The following is a 20,711-nucleotide window of genomic DNA, read 5'->3' on the forward strand; positions in this document are numbered from 1 at the left end:
TAAAGTAAAACCAAAAACCAAAAACCAAAAAAAAATGAAATTAATAGTTGATAGTGGTTCTACCAAAGCCGATTGGATTGCGATAGATGAAAATGGGAAAGTATTATTTACAACTCAAACCTTAGGGTTAAATCCTGAGATACTTGAAGGAGATGAAATTATAGAGCGAATAAACGATCGTTTTGATATCTCGCAAAATAAAAAAAATGCTACGCATCTATTCTTTTATGGAGCAGGTTGTGGAACAGCAAGAATGCAGATTGCATTGTCTCAGGCTTTTCAAAATTATTTTCCGAATGCAATAATTTCTGTACACGAAGACACTTATGCGGCAGTATTTGCTACTACCCCTAAAGGCGAAGAAGCGATTGTAAGTATTTTGGGTACAGGTTCTAACTGTAGCTATTTTGACGGTAAAGAATTGCATCAAAAAGTACAATCATTAGGTTATATCGTTATGGATGATTGTAGCGGAAATGTTTTTGGAAAAGAACTAATCCGAAAATATTATTTTAATAAAATGCCAAAACATCTGGCTGTGGAATTCGAAAAAGAATATAATTTAGATCCGGATTTTATTAAAAGTAAATTATATAAAGAACCAAATCCGAATGCTTACTTAGCTACATTTGCGAAGTTTTTAATCCAACATAAAGAAGAAGATTTTTGCAAAAAAATTATCTTTAAAGGAATGAAATCTTTTGTAAAAAACTACATAAGACAATATGACAATTGTAAAGAAGTTCCTGTGCATTTTGTGGGTTCTATTGCTTTTTATCTAAAAGAAGAATTGCAGACCACTTTTGAAAAGTATGAAATGAAGTTAGGAAATGTTCTTAGAAGACCAATTGACGGACTTATTGCTTACCACGTAGCTAATAAATAATTTATGGAAATTGCTATTATTGCCCATGATGGTAAAAAAGTTGACCTGGTTAATTTTTTAATTAAAAACAGGGCCCTTTTACAAGAGGAAAAGATAAAACTTATTGCAACCGGAACAACAGGAGGGAAAGCAGAAGATGCAGGCTTTAAAACAAAAAGAATGCTTTCTGGACCTTTGGGAGGTGATGCCCAGATTGCAGGTAGGGTTGCTGAAGGAAAAACTCAAATGGTTTTCTTTTTTAAGGACCCATTATCGAGTCATCCTCATGAAGCGGACATTAATATGCTTATCCGTGTTTGTGATGTTCATAATGTGCCATTGGCGACTAATGAAGCAACGGCACAATTATTACTGAATGCTATAGCATTGCAACCATAGAAATTTCGACATTTACATTTTTTGGCAAACATGCCACTTGAACCGTTTCACGTGCTGGAGCGGTTTTTTCGTTAAAATAGGAACCGTAAATACTGTTGATGCTTCCGAAATCATTCATGTTCATAATGAAAATAGTTGTTTTCACTACGTTTTCGAAGGTCATTCCTGCAGCTTCCAATACAGCTTTCATGTTTTGCATCACTTGCTCTGTTTCCGCCTCAATAGTGTCTAAGACTAATGCTCCGGTCGCTGGATTTATTGCGATTTGGCCTGAAGTATAAAGTGTGTTTCCTTTCAATACAGCCTGGTTGTAAGGGCCTATTGGTGCTGGCGCATTTTCTGTAAAAATTATTTTTTTCATAAAATTATAGATTATCTATTACTAGTACTTCGTTCATTCCATTTGATATCACTTAGAGCTCCGGATTTTATTCCAATAAAGAATCCCCAATTAGCATTCTCTCCAAAAGGCGTCCAGTTAAAATCCATTCTCCAGCTTAGTAAGTCTCTTTCAAAGCGGAGTTGAGTAAATGTAACTCCATTTTGGACAAAATCATAACCTGTGGATACACCGGCTTTCCATTTAGGCGTTAAATCTGCATTAGCTGAAACCATTATGGAGTTTCCTATTATTTCCTTTTCTCTATTATTATTACCATAGGTTAATGAATAAGCAAAAGTCATATCCCAAGGCAATTTAGATTGAAAAAATTCAGAAACAACATCTTCACCTTCATCTTCACTATCTCCAAATTGACTATTACGTGGATCACTCAAATCGGTATTTGTACCAAATAAGTCATCTTCACGACCACCATTTCTTAGACTTTGTTTATTCTTATCCTTCTTTACATCTTTTTCTTTACTGGCAATAGAATAATTTAAAGTCATATTGGCACTGGTCATTCGAAACAGACTTCCTCCATTATTAATGTTGTATACATTTATCCTGCTGCCCGAATTGTCAATAGCATAAGGGTCTAATGTTGCACCAAAATTGACATTCATTTTATTTTCAAATAATTGAGTACCTCCACTCACTCTCACTGGTGACCAAGCCAATGAAGTCTTACCGTCGGCATCAAGGTTGTAACTGGTTGACAAGTTTAAATTGTTGAGTAGCATTACCTTTTTTGGATCTGTTTTAGTACTGTCCTTGTCGGTTACTTTTGCTTCAAAAGTATTGCTTAAATCGAATCCTAAATTATTTGAATTTGTTAGTCCTGGAGCACCATAAATTCCGCCTTCAAATCGTGTATACTGTTTTGTCATAGTACCGCTGGCATCAGTAGCGTAAGTATCATAGTACTTTTCATAACTTGGTGTATAACCATAGGATACTGAGGGACGCATGACATGGCGTATGGATTTTATTTTCTTATCGTCACCAAAGTTAAAAGTTCCATAAATAGTGGTTCCTAAACTGGAAGCAAAAGAATAAGTTCTATAGGCATCAAAACCTTTTACATCTGTATCAATAACTTTACTTTGACTGGCATCATAACCTCTTTGTATGGTTTTTGTATACCATACTTCTTTATAATTTAAGGAGCTTGAAGCACTGAAATATTTGAATATTTTAAAATTGGTACTTAAAGGGATACTATGTTGAACACCTATTTTAGCATCATTAAACATTTGAGGTTTAAAGAATAATGAATCTGTTGTGGTGATACTGTTTTTACCGCTTAAGTCATATTGAAGGTTAATATTCTTAAAAATACCTTTTTTGGCGCCGTCTTTACCAACAAAAGGATAGATACGATCTGCGCTAAATTGTAACGTTGGCAATGTCATATTAATCTCTTCAGTCTGTGTGTTTTGAGAATGTGTTGCTGTTAAAGACATTCTGGAGGGTACAAATGTATTGAAGGTTTTACTGTAAGAAACAGAAGAGCTTAGGGTGTTATTAAGGTTTGAACCAATATTATTTTGATTAATGGATTGCTTATAATACTTACTGCTACCAAGATTCACAGAGGCTGAAAAACTTGAATTAGGACTTGCTTTGGAGTCCTTCGAATGAGACCATTGAATATTATATATGGTTTGTTTCGAATAATCAGGATAACCTCTTTCGCTTGTAATTAAATTTTCAAATCTAAAATTTACATTACCACGGTACCTATATCGTTGTGCATAATTGGACTCAAAGCGCATTCCGTAACTTCCATTGGTATAGTAATCTCCGAGAACTGTTAAATCATAATTGTCAGAAATGGCAAAATAATAACCTCCATTTTGTAATGAAAAACCTCTGGTATTAGAGTCATTATAACTAGGCAAAAGTATTCCGGATACGCTGGTTTCCTTAGTCATTGGGAAAAAAGCAAACGGTAAAGCCAAAGGAGTAGGAACATCAGCGATAACCATATTAGTTAAGCCTGTAACAACTTTCTTTCCGGGAATAAATTTTACTTTGTTCGTTTGGAAATAATATTCCGGATTGTCAATATCTTTAGAAGTAGTAAATCGGGCTCCTTTCAAAAAATAAACGGAATCATTTTCTTTTCGGGTTACAGAAGCTTTTATTTTAAACTCGCCCTGATCAGATCTTGAATTCCAAATCAATGCTTTTTTTGTTTTAAAATTGAAACGAATGGAATCAGGTTCAACTACATTTGTTCCTTGTTTGAAATTTGGAAATTGGGTATAGGCTCCAGTTGAATCCTTAATTCGACCTGCATACACTTCGTTTTTTTCATAATCCATAACTATAATACCAGATTTCAATTCTATATCTTGGTAGTATAATTCGGCCTTATCGTATAGGGTAATGAGTTTTTTCTTTTGATCTATTTTGGCATAATTGGCGGCTTTGTATTTTACCTTGCCATCCAGAAAGGTTTTTAGAACTTTTACACTGTCCTTTTTTATAGTATCGGAATCTTTTTTTGTAAGATTGGCAGACTTTCCTAAAGTATCAATAATGATGTTATTTCTTTCTTTTTGTTCTTTTACAGGTATAACGGTCTTTTTTTTTGTTATATCTTGTGAATATAAATTACCGTATCCTATTGTTAGGAAAATTGATAATAAAACGATATTAAATAAGTTTGTACGCAAAGGTTTAAATACTATTTTTGTAAAATTATGGCTTGTTTTTTGACGTGTCAAACTTACATATAATTTTTTGTCAAAAATAGTCAAATAAAAAATTTATAACCGAAGTGTTTTAATTAAAATTAACTTTTAGATTTATGTCTTTTACCAACAAAATTAAAGTAGTTTTTACTTTTTTCCTTACTATAATTTCCTTATGTACTTATAGTCAGTCCGATAATTTTAAAGTTACTTTAGATGCAGGCCATGGAGCTCATGATTTTGGAGCAGTATATAGTGGACGCGTTGAAAAAAACATTGCATTAGCTGTGGTTTTGAAAGTTGGAAAACTACTGGAAGCCTATCCTAAAGTAGATGTAATTTACACCCGAAAAACCGATGTTTTTATTGATTTAATAGAAAGAGCGGATATAGCCAATAGGGCAGATGCCAATATTTTTGTGTCTATTCACTGTAACGCCAATAAAAATACCGCCGCCGATGGTACCGAAACCTACGTGATGGGTATGAATAAAATTGCTTCTAACCTCGAAGCTGCAAAAAAGGAGAACTCTGTAATTACTTTAGAAAAGGATTATAAGCAAAAATACGAGGGTTTTGATCCGAACTCTCCCGAGACAATGATTGGAATGACCCTGATGCAAGAGGAATATCTTGAGAATAGTATTTCATTGGCTAGTAAGATTGAAGAATCTTTTGGTTTTTTGGGAAAAAAATTAAGACAAGGAGGAGTGAAGCAGGCTCCTTTTATGGTGCTTCACAAAGCTTATATGCCTAGAGTACTTGTAGAAATGGGATTTATCTCTAATCCAACGGAAGGTAATACTTTGAATTCAGAAGAAGGGCAAAATGAAATTGCCAGAGCAATTGCGGATGCGATTATTAGTTATAAAAATGAGTATTTCGGAAGCGGTGAATCAGAAAATAATGAAAGCAGACCTGTTAATAAAGTTATCGAAAAAGTAGTAAAAGATACAGCTACTCCCGCAAAACCCAAGGGGATAATAAATTCTTCCGAATTAAAGAAAACCGAAACAGGAAATAACACTAAAGGGGTTTTATATAAAGTACAACTTTCTACAAGTGCAAAAAAACTAGCGTTAGAACCTCGAAATTTTAAAGGGTTAAATTCTATTTCAATGTCTTTTGATAATAAGCTATATAGGTATATGTATGGTGAAACTTCGGATTATGATGAGGCTAAAAAACAATTGCAGGAAGCAAAAGGAAAAGGATTTGATTCTGCCTTTTTAATTGCGTTTAAAAATGGTGAAAAGATCAGTATTCAGGAAGCGCTTAAATAATAAATGCTAATTCAATTATTTTATATTAATTTTGTAAAAAATACTTAAATTTTGAAAATAACAAGAGAAATCAAAACAGCCATATTAGTAATTGCCTCTATTTTACTCTTCATTTGGGGCTATAGTTTTTTAAAAGGGAAAGATCTTTTTACAAATTACAAAACATATTACGTTGAATATGATAATGTTGAAGGTCTGGCAGCTTCAGCACCGGTTACCTTAAACGGATTAGAAATTGGAAAAGTAACCAGTATTACCATAAATCAAAATACAGGAAAATTAACTGTTGAATTACAATTAAAAACAGATTTTCCTATTTCTAAAAGCAGCATAGCCTCTATTTATGAACCTGGTATTATCGGAGGCAGACAAATTGCAATTTATCCTAATTTTAATGATAAAACCCTTGCGGTTGATGGCCAAACCCTCAAAGGAGATGTGAAATTAGGCCTAATGTCGACTGTTGGTAAACAGTTAGAACCTATTCAAAAGAAGTTAGAAAAAGTAATGCTTAATGTAGATGATTTATTATCGGGCTTGAATAATGTTTTGGATAAGAAAACGCAAGACGATTTAAAAGTTAGTTTAGCCGAGTTGAGTAAAACTATGGTTCAGTTTCATAAGGCTACAGTAGGTGTAAATCAACTTTTAGATGATAATAGGGGACAAATTAATGGAGTTGTTTCCAACTTTAATAAGGTGTCAGGTGATTTTTCAAAAATATCTGATTCACTAAGTAAAGCTGATTTAGGAAAAACGGTAAAAAATCTAAATGCGACTTTGACCAAAGTCGATGGTATTATGGCCGACTTGCAAGCAGGGAAAGGTTCAACGGGTAAATTACTAAAAGATGAAGCCTTATATGAAAATATAAAAGATGCAACAAAAGAAATGGAATTGTTGTTGGAAGATGTTAGACTTCACCCGACTAGATATGTAAATGTTTCTCTTTTTGGAAAGAAAAACAAACCTTACGTGGCCCCAGTAACTGACTCAATTTCACAAGTTAAAAATTAGCAACTATGAGCTATTTAGATAATATATTATTTGCCATACTATTGATTCTTGGATTTGGTTATTTTTATGGAAACATAAAAAAAATAATCAGAAATATAAATCTGGGGACAGATGTAAATCGAAAGGATAATCCAAAAGCCCGTTGGAATAATATGGCTATGATTGCCTTGGGACAATCTAAAATGGTCAAAAGGCCTCTTGCGGGAGTACTGCATATTATCGTTTATGCTGGGTTTATAATTATCAATATTGAGTTATTGGAAATTATTATAGATGGTTTGTTTGGTACACATAGAGTTTTTGCATTCTTAGGAACATTTTACAATGTTTTGATAGCTTCTTTTGAAATATTGGCTCTTTTAGTTTTGGTAGCTGTAATTACTTTTTGGACCAGACGAAATATTATTCGATTGAAACGGTTTATAAGTCCGGATTTGAATGGATACCCAAAGAAAGATGCCAATTACATATTGTATTTTGAAGTTGTTTTAATGACTTTGTTTTTACTTATGAATGCTTCTGATTTGCATTTGCAAAATGTTCCTGGAGGTTTTTCCCATTTTATAAAGGCAGGATCTTTTCCTGTTAGCCAATTTATTGAGCCAGTTTTTAATGGTGTTTCCAATGAATTAGTGATGTTGCTTTCAGAACTGTTTTGGTGGTTGCATATTGTTGGGATAATGGTATTTATGAACTATTTGTATTTTTCAAAACACCTCCACATCCTATTGGCATTTCCAAACACATATTTTGCTAATTTAAATCCTCAAGGGCAATTTGATAATTTAGCATCGGTTACTAATGAGGTTAAGATGATGATGGATCCTAATGCCGATCCTTTTGCTGCAGCACCTGTTGGTGAAAATGATGTGCCTGCTAAGTTTGGAGCAAGTGATGTTCAGGATTTAAATTGGGTGCAGTTAATGAATGCATACACATGTACGGAATGTGGTCGCTGTACGTCCTCATGTCCAGCCAATATAACGGGTAAGAAATTGTCTCCACGAAAAATCATGATGGATACAAGGGACAGATTAGAAGAAGTAGGTAAGAATATTGACGCTAATAAAGGTGTTTTTGTTCCAGATAATAAAACCTTATTGAACGATTATATTAGTCCGGAAGAGCTATGGGCATGTACATCTTGTAATGCTTGTGTAGAAGAATGTCCTGTAAATATTAGCCCACTTTCCATTATTATGGATATGCGACGCTATTTGGTAATGGAACAAAGTGCAGCTCCAATGCCTATAAATGCTATGATGACCAATATTGAAAATAATGGCGCACCATGGCAATACAGTCAGCAAGACAGGCTGAACTGGAAAAATGAATAGTTGTTTAATCGTTGATTTGGTTATTTGTTTAACCGATTTACAAATCAACTATTAAGCGAATTACCTATTCAACAAATAAACAAATCAACGATTAAACAAAAAGAAATGTCAGAAAGTTTGATAGTGCCAACAATGGCAGAAATGCTGGCCCAAGGAAAGCAACCAGAAGTTTTATTTTGGGTAGGTTGCGCAGGAAGTTTTGATGATAGAGCAAAGAAGATAACAAAAGCATTTGTGCGAATTCTAAATCGTGCCAATGTTTCTTTTGCTGTTCTCGGTACTGAAGAGAGTTGTACTGGAGATCCGGCAAAAAGGGCTGGAAATGAATTTTTGTTTCAAATGCAAGCCATGACAAATATTGAAGTCTTGAATGCATATGAGGTAAAAAAGATTGTAACTGCTTGTCCACACTGTTTTAATACTTTGAAAAATGAGTATCCTGAATTGGGTGGGAAATATGAAGTTTTACATCATACAGAGTTTCTAAAATCGTTATTAGACGGTGGAAGATTAACCATTGAAGGAGGTCAATTTAAAGGAAAAAGAATTACTTTTCATGATCCGTGCTATTTAGGAAGAGCTAATAATGTTTATGAAGCTCCGAGGGATTTGATTCAAAAACTGGATGTCGAACTCGTTGAAATGAAACGTTCCCGTGCAAATGGATTGTGTTGTGGTGCCGGTGGTGCCCAAATGTTTAAAGATGCGGAGCCTGGAAATAAGGAAATTAATGTTGAAAGAACTGAAGATGCATTAGAAACAAAACCAGATATCATTGCAGCGGGCTGTCCTTTTTGCAATACAATGATGACCGACGGTATTAAAAATAAAGAAAAAGAAGGAGATGTAAAAGTTATGGATATAGCTGAATTAATTGCTAATGCCCAAGACTTGTAGAATGAAAAAATTAATAATTTTTGTTTTTGTTGTTTTTACTTCGGTTTGTTACTCACAGGATTTTATAAATACAATTGCCAAAGAATCTTGTGAATGTGTACATGCAAAAAAGATTAATTTTGAAGCCATAGCTGCTGATAAATTGCAAGATGAATTTGGATTATGTATCGTAAAAAGTTATTCTCAACATAAAGAAGAATACGATAAAATTCAGAAATTAGATTTTAGTAGTCGTTCAGATATGAAGGACTTAGGAGAAAAGGTAGCCATAAAAATGTTAGATCATTGTCCTGAATTGATTCTTGCTATAGGGAAAAGTTCTAACAATGAATTTTCAGATGATGAGGATGCAACTATGGGTTCGTCTGACTTAATTATTGAAGGACAGGTGATTGAACAAAAGAACGATCAGTTTATAAGTTTAATTGTAAAAGACAACTTAGGGAGAACGCATTCGTTTTTATTTTTAAGCTTCTTTGAGAATTCAAATTTGATTACAGAAAACCTTCTAAAGAAAAATGACAAAATTTCGATAGCTTATTTTGAACAGGAATTTTATGATATTAAATCTAAGGATTTTAGATATTACAAAGTAATCTCCAAAATAGAAAAGAAATAATTCGTTCGTTTAATTTGAGATTCACAATTCTATTTATATAATTAAAAAACACAAAATCATGTACGTTCCATTTGAAAATTTACCAGGAGAATCCAGAATTTGGATTTATCAGTCAAACAGAAAATTTTCTGATGAAGAATTCGCTGAAATAGAAACAGCTTTACAGGCTTTTCTTCAAGATTGGGCCGCGCATGGTACTGGTTTAGAATCGGGGTACCAATTAAAATACAACAGATTCATAATAATTGCTGTAAATCAGGATGTTCAGGCAGCTACAGGTTGCTCTATTGATTCATCTGTAGAGTTTATCCAAAGTTTAGAACAAAAATATGGTGTTGATTTACTGGATAAAATGAATGTTACCTTTAAATTAGGAGAACATATTGCCCACAAACCATTGGTTGATTTTAAAAAAATGGTAAAAGATAAAGCCGTTACTGAAAACACAATTGTTTTTAATAATTTGGTTAATAATATCGAAGAATTTAACGAATCTTGGGAAGTTCCGGCTGGTGACAGCTGGCATAGTCGTTTTTTCTAAAATAAAATAATTCCATGAAAATTTTCTTTATCAGGATTGGTTTCTTCATAACCATGTTATTTTTGGTTACCAATTGTGGAAGTACTAAGAATAAAAAAAATCTTCCTTTTGCAAAACCTGCTATTTCCGAAAATGAAGATATTTATGTTCCTCACTTAAAATCAGAAAGGAAAGTTTTTTTCAAAGATAGCTATGCTGAAACTCATTGGGTAGACAGCATTTATAAGCAAATGACTTTTGAAGAGAAAGCGGGACAACTTTTTATGGTTGCTGCTTATTCGAATAAAGATACTGTGCACATTAATGCAATCGATAAATTAATAAAGGATTATAAAATTGGGGGAGTTATCTTTTTCCAAGGCGGACCATTGCGTCAGGCTCAGCTGACCAATCGCTATCAAGCTAAATCAAAAGTTCCCCTATTTGTTGGTATTGACGCAGAGTGGGGATTAAGCATGCGACTTGATTCTACCTATCGTTATCCTTGGAATATGACTCTAGGGGCTATTCAGGACCTAAAACTGATAGAAAAGGTAGGAGAAAAAATGGGTAAGGAAAGTAAGCGAATGGGTATTCATTTTAATTTCGCACCTGTTTTAGATATTAATACCAATCCTAAAAACCCTATTATTGGTAATCGTTCTTTTGGAGAAAATAAAGTAACAGTTGCTGATAAGGCTATCGCTTTGATGACTGGTGTTCAAAATCAAGGTGTTTTTTCTACAGGAAAGCATTTTCCCGGTCATGGTAATACTTCTACAGATTCCCATCATTCCTTACCAACAGTCAATTATTCTAAAGAACATATTGACATGGTCGAATTATATCCTTACAAAAGAATGTTTGACGAGGGATTGGTATCTGTAATGGTTGGCCATCTTAATGTTCCCAGTTTAGAATTGAGAGAAAATTATCCTTCATCATTATCTTATAGTGTGGTTACCAATCTGCTTCAAAGGGATTTAGGATTTGACGGTTTAATTTTTACTGATGCTTTAAATATGAAAGGTGTCAGTAATTTTAAAAAGCCTGGAGATGTTGATTTAGAAGCCTTTCTTGCGGGAAATGATATTTTACTTTTTGCCGAAAATGTTCCCTTGGCAATTGACAAAATATGTCAGGCTTACGAAAATGGTTTTATACCAGAAGAACGTCTAGCTCTTTCTGTAAAGAAAATTTTGCATTATAAATTTAAGGCTGGATTGAACAAGTACAAACCTGTTGTCATAGAAAATTTATATAATGATATAAATCCGAAGGAAAATGATGCTTTACAGTACCAATTGTTTGAAAATGCGACGACTGTTTTAAAAAATAAAAATGAAATTCTGCCAATAAAAAATCTGGCGAATAACAAAATTGCGTATGTGAAATTAGGTGATGATGACAACAGTTCTTTTATTGCCACTTTAAAAAAATACACTGAGATTTCAGAAGTTTCAGCCCCGACTATTGATAGTCTGAATTTGAAATTAAAAGAATTTAGTACGGTAATTGTTGGCTTTCATAAATCAGACAAAGCTTGGAAAAATCATGATTTTACACAAACTGAGTTGTTTTGGTTACAAGAAATAGCAAAAAACAACAATGTAATTCTGGATGTGTTTGCAAAGCCTTATTCGTTGTTGCCAATTTCCAGTTTTGATGATATAGAAGGTTTGATCGTGTCCTATCAAAATAGTAATATTTCTCAGGAAGTTGCTGCAGAACTAATCTTCGGAGCCATTAATTCCAAAGGGAAATTACCTGTTTCAATCAATGATAATTTCAAGGTTAACGATGGATTATCGACTGAAAAATTAAACCGATTGGGTTTTACAGCTCCGGAAAATGTCGGGATGAATTCTACAAAATTGTCGCAAATTGATGTTCTTGCGCAAAAAGCAATCTCTGGGAAAATGACTCCTGGTATTCAGGTTCTTGTAGCGAGAAAAGGGAAGGTGATTTACCAAAAATCTTTTGGCTATTATACCTATGATTCAACTGTGAAAGTTACAGATGCGACCGTTTATGATGTGGCGTCATTAACAAAAATCCTTTCGACCCTGCCAAATGTTATGCAACAATACGATCAGCAAAAAATAACAATGGAAACCACATTGGGGACTATGCTGCCTATTTTTAATAATTCTGACAAACAAGATATTCATTTTAAGGAATTACTTTCCCATTACGCCGGACTGATAGCTTGGATTCCATTTTATAAGGAAACGATTGATAAAGCAGGAATTCCATTGGAAAGATACTATAGAAAAACAGCAGATGAACAGTTTTCGAAACAAGTAGCGGATAGCCTGTATATCAGGAATGATTATCATGACACGATTATGAAAATGATTGTTGACAGTAAGTTATCTCTTAAAAAAGAGTATAAATACAGTGATTTTACTTTTATGATTCTTAAGGATTATCTGGAGAGAACTACGGCCAAGAAAATTGATGTTTTAAGTTTTGAGAATTTTTATAAACCTTTAGGAGCTAATAATACGATGTATAATCCGTTGCAGAAAATGGAAAAAAGTGCTATTCCTCCAACAGAAGTAGATACTTATTTTCGCCATCAAACAATACAAGGTTATGTACACGATATGGCAGCGGCTATGGAAGGTGGGATTGCCGGTCATGCAGGAATTTTCTCAAATGCAATGGATGTTGCTAAAATAATGCAAATGTATTTGCAAAAAGGGAATTACGGTAATCATCAGTATTTTTCGGAGAAAACATTTAATGATTTTAATACTTGTTATTTCTGTCAAGAAGGAAATAGGAGGGGAGTTGGTTTTGATAAACCGCAATTAGGAACAGAAGGACCAACTTGTGGCTGTGCTTCAATGACAAGCTTTGGGCATACAGGATTTACAGGAACCATGGCCTGGGCTGATCCGGAAAATGAAATTGTTTACGTCTTCTTGTCTAATAGAACTTTTCCAAACGATCCCAAGAATATGCTATCCAAAGAGAATATACGAGAGGATATTCAAAAAGTAATTTATGAGGCGATTGAAAAATAGTGCCATTTAGATCTCAAATTTAGTTTACTTTTGAGAAAAAGAGCTTCTGAAAGAAATTATATCTTGAATTTTTTAATTAAAAAAACGTTTCGCATTATGGTTTATTTTTATAAAAAGTTCTTAATGAAGTCTACAAGAATGCATCAAAAAATAGGTTTCTTAATCGCAATCCTTTTATGTGTAAACGCAGCGGATGCCCAAAATTTTGATATTGATCTGCTAAGAGATATCAATCTTAATAGAAATGAATCATTAGACCCCACTTTTAAAGCGATAACCAATAGCACTGTTCCAATTAGTGTTGCAACACCCATTCTGATTTATTCGGTTGGATTAATTAAAAAAGATTCTTTAACCAAGCAGCATGCATTGTTTATAGGTGAAACATTTTTGGCTTCAGCTTTCATTACCGTAGCTTTAAAAGAAGTTGTAAAGCGAGACAGACCTTATGTGACTTATCCTGATATAGAAAATGTGGTTTCATCTACCGGTTATTCTATGCCTTCCGGGCATACCTCCATAGCATTTGCAACAGCCACTTCTTTGAGTATGGCTTATCCCAAGTGGTATGTTATAGCTCCTTCATTTGCATGGGCGAGTGCGGTTGGATATTCCAGAATGCATTTGGGGGTTCATTATCCAACAGATGTATTTGTTGGTGCTGTTATTGGAAGTGGATCCGCCTATCTGACCCATAAAGTGAATAAATGGTTAAATAAGAAGAAGAAAAAAGAATATCTTCCTGAGATGTAAGCTGTTATTGTTTGCAATCGTTCCACAGTTTTGTTTTAATATTTTTTTGAAAAAGCATTTCTATTTTCAGTAAATTCGTATTCTTAAAATACTTAAATGAAAATAGCAATAGTTTGTTATCCTACCTTTGGCGGTAGTGGTGTTGTAGCAACAGAATTAGGGCTTGAATTATCAAGACGCGGACATGAGATTCACTTTATAACCTATAGTCAGCCAGTACGATTGGCACTTTTAAGCCAAAATGTGCATTACCATGAAGTAAATGTTCCAGAATATCCTTTGTTTCATTATCAGCCTTATGAATTAGCATTGTCAAGTAAGCTAGTTGATATGGTAAAATTGTATAAAATTGAACTACTCCATGTGCATTATGCCATTCCACATGCATATGCGGGCTATATGGCGAAGCAAATGCTGAAAGACGAAGGAATTGATATTCCAATGGTGACTACGCTACATGGTACTGATATTACATTGGTAGGGAATCATCCTTTTTACAAACCGGCGGTAACTTTCAGTATCAATAAATCAGATTATGTTACTTCGGTTTCCCAAAGTTTAAAAGACGATACCCTTAAATTATTTAAAATAAAAAATGAAATTCAGGTTATTCCAAATTTTATTGAATTAGATAAAGAAGAAAATGTTACAAATACTTGCCATCGTTCGGTCATGGCAAATCCAAATGAACGCATTATAACGCACATCAGTAATTTTAGAAAGGTAAAACGAATTCCGGATGTCATTAAGATATTTTATAATATTCAAAAAGAAATTCCCGCCAAATTAATGATGGTGGGTGATGGACCCGAAAAGGAAAAAGCGGAATATTTATGTCAGGAATTGGGAATATTGGATAAGGTAATTTTCTTTGGGAACAGTAACGAAATAGATAAGATTTTGTGTTTGACTGATTTATTCCTGTTACCATCTGAAACGGAAAGTTTTGGTTTGGCTGCACTCGAAGCAATGGCCTGCGGTGTTCCCGTGATTTCAAGTAATTCCGGAGGTTTGCCCGAAGTGAATTTTGATGGAGTTTCCGGATATTTAAGTAATGTGGGTAATACAGATGAAATGGCCCAAAATGCATTAAAAATTCTAAAAGATGATGCTGTACTTTCAAAGTTTAAAGAAAATGCTTTAGAGATAGCTAAAAAGTTTGATATAAAAAACATCCTGCCTTTGTATGAAGATTTGTATCATAAAGCGATCAATAAATTTAAATAAGATTCCAAATTTTAAAAACAAGAAAATGAAAAAAACGATTCTAGTAGTACTGACATTAATTTTATTTTCTTGTTCGTCTTCAAAAAAGACGACAGAGAATTCATTATTTGATGTTTTAACGCAACAAGCAGATGGTGGGGCAAGTATTCGTTTTTTTGAGATTTTAACGGAACCGAATGAAGTTCAAATGTTAAAAAATGACGAGAATTTAAGAAACAAAATAAAGCCCAATGATATTGTAAATTCCAACTTTATTGTTTTGAATATGGGGGAAAAAGCAACAGGGGGGTATTCGATAGGAATTGAAAGCGCAATAGAAACGGATAAAAATATAATTATTACCGTAAAAGAAACTATGCCTGAACCAGGAGCGATGGTCACACAAGGATTTACAAGTCCTTTTTGCGTGGTCAGGATAAATTCAAAGAAGGAGATCATTATAAAATAAAAAAATCCCGTCTCATTTAGAATAAGACGGGACTTTTTATTTCCTTGTTAGCGATTAGAATTGAAATTTAATTCCTAAAGCTATATCAGAATTATAATTATCGTCAGAATAACCATTATCTCCAAATTCTGGTCTAAAATCTAAAGATAATAAAATAGGCACTTCGTCAAAACCATATTCAATACCGATATCACCAGCAGCAAATACAAAAACACCATCGTCATCATAACCATTATTGATGCTGTTATTGTTATCCCAGCTACCTAAACCGGCTCCAACACCAGCATACCAGTTAAACCCACCATCAATATTCCAAACCCATTGATAAAGTCCGGCTAATTTGATAGCATCTACTTCGTTACTGTTTCTCCAGCCTAAATCTACCTCAAGACGGTTCTTTTTAGACAATGCTCTTTGGTATGAAATTTCTGCTCCAAAACCATCATTGTCTCCTAAACGCAAACCTAATGCGTTTTTTGAAATTTCCTGTGCTTGTGTGGTAAATGCTAATCCCATTAGCATAATAGCCGATAAAATAATTTTTTTCATTAGTACGTTTTTAATTATTACAAATGTATAACAAATATCTAACGCAAAAATTATAAAATAATTGGAGAACCTTACATAATTTACGTTTTTTTTATGTTAAAACTGGTTGATTCGTTTTTTTAAATACAATAAATATGTTTAAATGACTTAAAATCAATTAATAATAAAAAGTTTAAAAAACAGATATTCAAATAAAATAATAGAGAAAGGATTGGACCGATTTGTTATTACTGTTTCCGACTTTTCATTTTTTAGTAATTTTGGAAAAGAAAATATATAAAAAAAGGGATTAGATAAAGTTTCTAACCCCTTTTATAAAATTTACCGGAAAATTTAATACCAGTTATTTTTTAAAATACATATCGGGCATTTATTCCAAAGCCCCCTGCATGAAAATCAGTGTCTTCAACAATCCAAAATGTAGGCCTCCAATCAATTCCTACCGCAATTGGAACGCCATTAAAATGGTATTCTAATCCCGCTTCTCCACTTACTCCTAATAGGAAATCGTCTCCAAAATAGGCTGATGGTCCCACACCTAAATACCAGTCAAAAGCTTCACCTCCCAAAGGTTTGTATAAAAAATCCCAAAGAGCTTCAACACCAACGCCATCGCCAAACGATATGTCCGCATGAATTCTACTAAATTTTCCAGTACCAAATACAGCATCTACAGCCACATCATTATTACCGGTCACATCTCCAAAACGTATCCCAACTTCTTGCGCGTTTGCAAAATATCCAGCACTTAAAAAGGCCAATACTACAAATAATTTTTTCATAATTTTTTGTTTTAATTGTTGTGATTTTTGTTAAATTTTAAATATTTAAAATTAACATCAAGTGTTAAAATTAGGTATTTGTTTTTAACAAAAAAAATATATTTGGTCTTTTTTGAAGGAAAAAACGTTGTTTTTGTATTTATGCCTTTATTGATAGCTGACTAATTAGATTTTCCATTTCAAAAAGGTCTTCTTCTTCTAAGGGTTTGGTGTCTAGATAGCTATGAAGTTTCCATCGCTTTTTGTTGTATTCTAAGGCCGTTAAATTTTCAACCCAGTCACCCGAATTCAAATATAAAGTCGAACCGTTATCATTTTCTTTTTTTTCTATCTTAGGTTCATGTATATGACCACAAATCACATAGTCATATTTTTTTTCTATAGCGAGTTCTGTTGCCGTATTTTCAAAATCTGAAATATGTTTAACTGCTTTCTTTACGCTTGCTTTTATTTTCTTTGAAAATGAATAGGGTTCTTTTCCTATTTTAGATAAAAACCAATTCACCATTCGATTCATTACAATCAGATAATCATAGCCTAATCCACCTAATTTTGCGATCCATTTAGAGTGTTGCACTGAAGCATCAAAAACATCGCCATGAAAAATCCACGCTTTCTTATCATCTAAATTTAAAACCAATTTATCGACCAGTGCAAAGTTTCCCATGCACATTTCGCTGAATTTTCGGAGCATCTCATCATGATTGCCGGTAACATAATAAACCTTAGTTCCTTTGGAAGCAAAGCCAATTATCTTTTGTATAACTTTTAAATGTTCTTTTGGAAAATAGGATTTCTTGAATTGCCAAATATCAATAATGTCACCGTTTAAGACTAAAGTTTTTGGTTTTATTGATGATAAATAATTATTAAGTTCTTTGGCATGGCTTCCATATGTTCCAAGATGAACATCCGAAATCACAACCAATTCTACTTTTCTTTTTTTCAATGTTATATTAATTTGAAGTTTGACAAATTAACAGTTTCAATGTTAATTGAAATTAAATTCAGGGTTAATAAATCGTATTACGGAATAACGAAATGCCATTAAATTGTTGAATAAGTGTAAAAACTTTAAACCTTGAAACTTTTGAACTTTAAACTAAAACATTACTTTTGTTCAAAACTAATTACAATGGCAGGAAATAGCTACGGAACACTATTTAGAATAACCACTTTCGGGGAATCACATGGAGAAGCATTAGGAGGAATAATTGATGGCTGTCCTTCAGGAATAACATTAGATTTAGAGGCAATTCAATTCGAAATGTCAAGACGAAAACCGGGACAATCTGCTATAGTTACTCAGCGAAAAGAGCCGGATGATGTACAGTTTTTGTCTGGAATTTTTGAAGGAAAAACTACAGGAACCCCTATCGGTTTTATTATTCCGAATACCAATCAAAAATCAGATGATTATTCGCATATAAAAGATAATTACAGACCAAGTCATGCCGATTATGTGTATGAAAAAAAATATGGTGTGCGTGATTATCGAGGAGGTGGACGCAGTTCTGCACGTGAAACCGCAAGTAGAGTAGTGGCTGGAGCCATTGCAAAACAAATGTTACCTGAAATAAAAATCAATGCTTACGTTTCTTCCGTAGGGCCTATTTATTTAGAAAAACCATACCAAGAACTGGATTTTTCAAAAACTGAGAATAATCCTGTGCGTTGTCCTGATGAAGAATCTGCCGCAATCATGGAAGAATATATTCGAGATATCCGTAAACAGGGCGATACTGTGGGTGGAACCGTTACTTGTGTCATTCAAAATGTACCGATTGGATTAGGAGAACCGGTTTTTGATAAGCTTCATGCCGAATTGGGTAAAGCCATGCTTTCAATAAATGCTGTCAAAGGATTTGAATTTGGAAGTGGTTTTTGCGGTTCCAAGATGAAAGGAAGCGAGCATAATGATTTATATAATCCGGATGGAACTACAAAAACGAATCTTTCTGGAGGAATTCAAGGCGGGATAAGCAACGGAATGGATATTTATTTCCGTGTAGCTTTCAAACCGGTAGCTACCATCATGCAAAAACAGGAATCATTAGACAATCAAGGAAATATTACTGAAATGACCGGTAAAGGACGTCATGATCCTTGCGTAGTGCCACGTGCTGTTCCTATTGTAGAAGCCATGGCTGCTATCGTTTTGGCTGATTTTTATTTGATAAACAAAACCTATAATCCTAATTTCTAGTGGCCAATCGGCCACTTTGATTTTTGGCTTCCCACTTTAACTGATTAGCAGAGAGAAATCACGATATCGATTTCGTTAAAACGAAATTCACGCAACTTCTTTGAACATAAAAGTTTAAGTGAAGTTTCAGAACTAAAAATAAAAACTTAATTAAATGCATACAACCACAACAAAAAAAACATCTTTTTTTTCAGGTCTTACAGGTCAAATACTTATTGCAATGCTATTAGGAGCTGTTTTAGGTATTGTTATTCATAATTCAATTTCTGCTGAGGCGGCACAATCTTTTAGCAGCAAAATAAAAATGTTGGCTACCGTTTTTATTAGATTGGTTCAAATGATTATTTCTCCATTGGTATTCACGACTTTGGTTGTTGGTATCGCCAAATTAGGAGATATCAAAGCGGTAGGTAGAATCGGTGGTAAAGCATTAGCATGGTTTTTCTCAGCATCATTTATATCCCTGTTATTGGGGATGTTTTTTGTTAATTTATTGGAACCGGGTGTTGGCCTTAATTTATCTGATGTTGATATGGCCTCGGTTACAGAAGTGACAGCAAAAACGCAAAGTATTTCCTTTGAAAATTTTATTGAGCATATTGTCCCTAAAAGTATTTTTGAGGCAATGGCAACAAATGAAATTTTGCAAATTGTTATCTTTTCCATTTTCTTTGGTTTAGCAGCTGCTTCACTTGGAGAGCATGTTAAACCTGTGATTGGTGCTTTGGACAAAACTTCGCATATTGTTTTAAAAATGGTAAATTATGTGATGAAATTTGCTCCAATTGGTGTATTTGGTGCTATTGCAGGTGTTTTTGCCGTGAGAGACTTTCAGGAATTAGCGATTACTTACTTCAAATATTTTGGTTCTTTCTTAATTGGAATTTCATCAATTTGGGTTGTTTTAATCCTTATTGGTTATATCTTTCTTAAAAGCAGAATGACAATCTTACTTAAAAGGATTGTGAGCCCTTTAATCATTGCATTTGGTACCACCAGTAGCGAAGCGGTTTTTCCTAAACTTACAGAAGAATTAGAACGTTTTGGAGTAAAAGATAAAATAGTTTCTTTTATGCTGCCATTGGGGTATTCTTTTAATTTGGATGGAAGTATGATGTATATGACTTTTGCAAGTATTTTTATTGCTCAAGCGTACGGAATTGATTTGGATTTGGGAACTCAACTGACAATGCTTTTAGTATTAATGTTAACCAGTAAAGGAATTGCAGGTGTGCCTAGAGCCAGTTTGGTAGTAGTTGCGGCAACATGCGGCATGTTTGATATTCCAATTGAAGGAATTGCATTGATTTTACCAATAGATCATTTTTGTGATATGTTTCGTAGTGCCACAAATGTACTTGGAAATGCTTTAGCAACATCGGTTGTAGGGCAATGGGAAGGTGGAGACGAGAACGAAGCACAAGCACTATAGGATAATAGAACTAAATAAATTATAAAAAGACCTGACTGATCATATTTCAGCAGGTTTTTTTATTATTAAGTATCTTGATTAATTTATGCTAGATTCTTGTTATATTTGAAAGGCTTCAACATTTAGTCAATCTGCCTTTTTTGTTGGTTTTGTAAAAAATCCAATAATAAGAATAGACTTAGAATGTATTTTTCTGAAAATCAATACATTATTAATGCGATTTATAAAAAGTTTATTAATAAATTGTATATTTGATAAACA

19 protein-coding genes are annotated in these 20,711 nt (G+C 33.4%); 14 read left to right on the plus strand and 5 right to left on the minus strand.

Annotated features, from left to right (window positions below):
• Positions 1–34 precede the first annotated feature (34 nt).
• Complete coding sequence (locus tag ABEB23_RS09455; RefSeq protein WP_348812349.1) at positions 35–886, plus strand: N-acetylglucosamine kinase; 852 nt, start codon at positions 35–37, stop codon at positions 884–886.
• Positions 887–889: 3 nt separating this feature from the next.
• The gene (locus ABEB23_RS09460; RefSeq protein WP_348812350.1) at positions 890–1,264 is read left to right on the plus strand and encodes a methylglyoxal synthase; all 375 of its coding nucleotides are present in this window, start codon (positions 890–892) and stop codon (positions 1,262–1,264) included.
• Here the strand turns inward: ABEB23_RS09460 and ABEB23_RS09465 are convergent.
• Positions 1,245–1,625 (minus strand): RidA family protein, encoded by a 381-nt coding sequence (locus ABEB23_RS09465; protein ID WP_348812351.1) that lies wholly within the window; start codon positions 1,623–1,625, stop codon positions 1,245–1,247. The genes ABEB23_RS09460 and ABEB23_RS09465 overlap by 20 nt on opposite strands.
• Before the next feature lie 11 nt (positions 1,626–1,636).
• The gene (locus ABEB23_RS09470) at positions 1,637–4,381 is read right to left on the minus strand and encodes a putative LPS assembly protein LptD (RefSeq protein ID WP_348812352.1); all 2,745 of its coding nucleotides are present in this window, start codon (positions 4,379–4,381) and stop codon (positions 1,637–1,639) included.
• Positions 4,382–4,464: 83 nt separating this feature from the next.
• Between ABEB23_RS09470 and ABEB23_RS09475 the strand changes: the two genes are divergently transcribed.
• The 10 genes from ABEB23_RS09475 to ABEB23_RS09520 all read left to right on the plus strand — a co-directional run bounded on the left by ABEB23_RS09475 (position 4,465) and on the right by ABEB23_RS09520 (position 15,481).
• Complete coding sequence (locus ABEB23_RS09475; protein WP_348812353.1) at positions 4,465–5,631, plus strand: N-acetylmuramoyl-L-alanine amidase family protein; 1,167 nt, start codon at positions 4,465–4,467, stop codon at positions 5,629–5,631.
• Between the two features lie 51 nt (positions 5,632–5,682).
• Entirely contained in the window at positions 5,683–6,648 is a 966-nt protein-coding gene (locus ABEB23_RS09480) for an MlaD family protein (RefSeq protein WP_348812354.1), read from the plus strand.
• A 5-nt stretch (positions 6,649–6,653) separates the two neighbouring features.
• Positions 6,654–7,985, plus strand: coding sequence for a 4Fe-4S dicluster domain-containing protein (locus tag ABEB23_RS09485; protein WP_348812355.1), 1,332 nt, complete (start codon positions 6,654–6,656; stop codon positions 7,983–7,985).
• Positions 7,986–8,090: 105 nt separating this feature from the next.
• Positions 8,091–8,882 carry a (Fe-S)-binding protein gene (locus tag ABEB23_RS09490; RefSeq protein WP_348812356.1) on the plus strand — a complete coding sequence of 264 codons (792 nt, stop codon included), beginning with the start codon at positions 8,091–8,093 and terminating at the stop codon, positions 8,880–8,882.
• A gap of 1 nt (position 8,883) precedes the next feature.
• Positions 8,884–9,501 (plus strand): hypothetical protein, encoded by a 618-nt coding sequence (locus tag ABEB23_RS09495; protein ID WP_348812357.1) that lies wholly within the window; start codon positions 8,884–8,886, stop codon positions 9,499–9,501.
• 58 nt (positions 9,502–9,559) lie between these two features.
• Positions 9,560–10,042: an ABC transporter ATPase gene (locus tag ABEB23_RS09500; RefSeq protein WP_348812358.1), complete on the plus strand. Its 483-nt coding sequence runs from the start codon at positions 9,560–9,562 to the stop codon at positions 10,040–10,042.
• Positions 10,043–10,056: 14 nt separating this feature from the next.
• Positions 10,057–13,053: a serine hydrolase domain-containing protein gene (locus ABEB23_RS09505; RefSeq protein WP_348812359.1), complete on the plus strand. Its 2,997-nt coding sequence runs from the start codon at positions 10,057–10,059 to the stop codon at positions 13,051–13,053.
• A gap of 123 nt (positions 13,054–13,176) precedes the next feature.
• Positions 13,177–13,806, plus strand: coding sequence for a phosphatase PAP2 family protein (locus tag ABEB23_RS09510; protein WP_348812360.1), 630 nt, complete (start codon positions 13,177–13,179; stop codon positions 13,804–13,806).
• 96 nt (positions 13,807–13,902) lie between these two features.
• The gene (bshA, locus tag ABEB23_RS09515; protein ID WP_348812361.1) at positions 13,903–15,033 is read left to right on the plus strand and encodes an N-acetyl-alpha-D-glucosaminyl L-malate synthase BshA; all 1,131 of its coding nucleotides are present in this window, start codon (positions 13,903–13,905) and stop codon (positions 15,031–15,033) included.
• A 25-nt stretch (positions 15,034–15,058) separates the two neighbouring features.
• Positions 15,059–15,481: a protease complex subunit PrcB family protein gene (locus tag ABEB23_RS09520; RefSeq protein ID WP_348812362.1), complete on the plus strand. Its 423-nt coding sequence runs from the start codon at positions 15,059–15,061 to the stop codon at positions 15,479–15,481.
• A gap of 54 nt (positions 15,482–15,535) precedes the next feature.
• On the opposite strand, the gene ABEB23_RS09525 is transcribed toward ABEB23_RS09520, so the two are convergent.
• The 3 genes from ABEB23_RS09525 to ABEB23_RS09535 all read right to left on the minus strand — a co-directional run bounded on the left by ABEB23_RS09525 (position 15,536) and on the right by ABEB23_RS09535 (position 17,761).
• Positions 15,536–16,030, minus strand: a complete 495-nt coding sequence (locus ABEB23_RS09525; RefSeq protein ID WP_348812363.1) for an outer membrane protein — start codon at positions 16,028–16,030, stop codon at positions 15,536–15,538.
• 350 nt (positions 16,031–16,380) lie between these two features.
• Positions 16,381–16,812, minus strand: coding sequence for a hypothetical protein (locus ABEB23_RS09530; protein ID WP_348812364.1), 432 nt, complete (start codon positions 16,810–16,812; stop codon positions 16,381–16,383).
• A 139-nt stretch (positions 16,813–16,951) separates the two neighbouring features.
• On the minus strand, positions 16,952–17,761 hold the full coding sequence (locus tag ABEB23_RS09535; RefSeq protein WP_348812365.1) for a UDP-2,3-diacylglucosamine diphosphatase: 810 nt from the start codon (positions 17,759–17,761) through the stop codon (positions 16,952–16,954).
• A 186-nt stretch (positions 17,762–17,947) separates the two neighbouring features.
• Between ABEB23_RS09535 and aroC the strand changes: the two genes are divergently transcribed.
• Both aroC and ABEB23_RS09545 read left to right on the plus strand, forming a co-directional pair.
• Positions 17,948–19,018: a chorismate synthase gene (aroC, locus tag ABEB23_RS09540; protein WP_348812366.1), complete on the plus strand. Its 1,071-nt coding sequence runs from the start codon at positions 17,948–17,950 to the stop codon at positions 19,016–19,018.
• A 154-nt stretch (positions 19,019–19,172) separates the two neighbouring features.
• Positions 19,173–20,450, plus strand: a complete 1,278-nt coding sequence (locus ABEB23_RS09545) for a dicarboxylate/amino acid:cation symporter (protein ID WP_348812367.1) — start codon at positions 19,173–19,175, stop codon at positions 20,448–20,450.
• The last annotated feature ends 261 nt before the right edge of the window (positions 20,451–20,711 follow it).

The sequence above is a fragment of the Flavobacterium maritimum genome, from assembly GCF_040049085.1.
GTDB classification, from domain to species: Bacteria; Bacteroidota; Bacteroidia; order Flavobacteriales; family Flavobacteriaceae; genus Flavobacterium; species Flavobacterium maritimum.

Excerpts from the sequence above, each read along its gene's own strand:
- ABEB23_RS09490 (WP_348812356.1), top strand. The coding sequence starts at position 8,091 with ATGTCAGAAAGTTTGATAGTGCCAACAATGGCAGAAATGCTGGCCCAA.
- ABEB23_RS09460 (WP_348812350.1), top strand. The coding sequence starts at position 890 with ATGGAAATTGCTATTATTGCCCATGATGGTAAAAAAGTTGACCTGGTT.
- ABEB23_RS09520 (WP_348812362.1), top strand. The coding sequence starts at position 15,059 with ATGAAAAAAACGATTCTAGTAGTACTGACATTAATTTTATTTTCTTGT.
- ABEB23_RS09465 (WP_348812351.1), bottom strand. The coding sequence starts at position 1,625 with ATGAAAAAAATAATTTTTACAGAAAATGCGCCAGCACCAATAGGCCCT.
- ABEB23_RS09530 (WP_348812364.1), bottom strand. The coding sequence starts at position 16,812 with ATGAAAAAATTATTTGTAGTATTGGCCTTTTTAAGTGCTGGATATTTT.
- ABEB23_RS09485 (WP_348812355.1), top strand. The coding sequence starts at position 6,654 with ATGAGCTATTTAGATAATATATTATTTGCCATACTATTGATTCTTGGA.
- ABEB23_RS09455 (WP_348812349.1), top strand. The coding sequence starts at position 35 with ATGAAATTAATAGTTGATAGTGGTTCTACCAAAGCCGATTGGATTGCG.
- ABEB23_RS09505 (WP_348812359.1), top strand. The coding sequence starts at position 10,057 with ATGAAAATTTTCTTTATCAGGATTGGTTTCTTCATAACCATGTTATTT.
- aroC (WP_348812366.1), top strand. The coding sequence starts at position 17,948 with ATGGCAGGAAATAGCTACGGAACACTATTTAGAATAACCACTTTCGGG.
- ABEB23_RS09525 (WP_348812363.1), bottom strand. The coding sequence starts at position 16,030 with ATGAAAAAAATTATTTTATCGGCTATTATGCTAATGGGATTAGCATTT.
- ABEB23_RS09545 (WP_348812367.1), top strand. The coding sequence starts at position 19,173 with ATGCATACAACCACAACAAAAAAAACATCTTTTTTTTCAGGTCTTACA.
- bshA (WP_348812361.1), top strand. The coding sequence starts at position 13,903 with ATGAAAATAGCAATAGTTTGTTATCCTACCTTTGGCGGTAGTGGTGTT.
- ABEB23_RS09510 (WP_348812360.1), top strand. The coding sequence starts at position 13,177 with ATGAAGTCTACAAGAATGCATCAAAAAATAGGTTTCTTAATCGCAATC.
- ABEB23_RS09475 (WP_348812353.1), top strand. The coding sequence starts at position 4,465 with ATGTCTTTTACCAACAAAATTAAAGTAGTTTTTACTTTTTTCCTTACT.
- ABEB23_RS09495 (WP_348812357.1), top strand. The coding sequence starts at position 8,884 with ATGAAAAAATTAATAATTTTTGTTTTTGTTGTTTTTACTTCGGTTTGT.
- ABEB23_RS09500 (WP_348812358.1), top strand. The coding sequence starts at position 9,560 with ATGTACGTTCCATTTGAAAATTTACCAGGAGAATCCAGAATTTGGATT.